A 262-nucleotide genomic window follows, 5' to 3' on the forward strand; every position below is an offset into this window, starting at 1 on the left:
GCTCAACCCAGTATTTTACAGCAACAGCGACAAGCCGAAATTAACGACGAATCACTATTAGAATCAAAAGATACGCTTGAAACATCAACAAGCTCAGAAGCCGTTACAGAAACGGCTCCTATTACATCTAACAACGAAAGCCAAGAAGATGCTAGCAGTACAATTGTTATGAACTTTAACGGCGAAAGTTGGGTTTAAATTTACGATGGCGAAGGCGAAAAAATAGCATTCGGCGTTAAAAAAGCAGGCTACATTATGACCG

1 pseudogene is annotated in these 262 nt (G+C 40.5%); it reads left to right on the forward strand.

Annotated features, from left to right (window positions below):
• Positions 1 to 262 (forward strand): annotated as a pseudogene (locus tag AAEY57_RS20275) (RodZ domain-containing protein); the annotation flags it as partial.

The sequence above is a fragment of the Pseudoalteromonas sp. MER144-MNA-CIBAN-0113 genome, from assembly GCF_040308965.1.
GTDB classification, from domain to species: domain Bacteria; phylum Pseudomonadota; class Gammaproteobacteria; order Enterobacterales; family Alteromonadaceae; genus Pseudoalteromonas; species Pseudoalteromonas tetraodonis.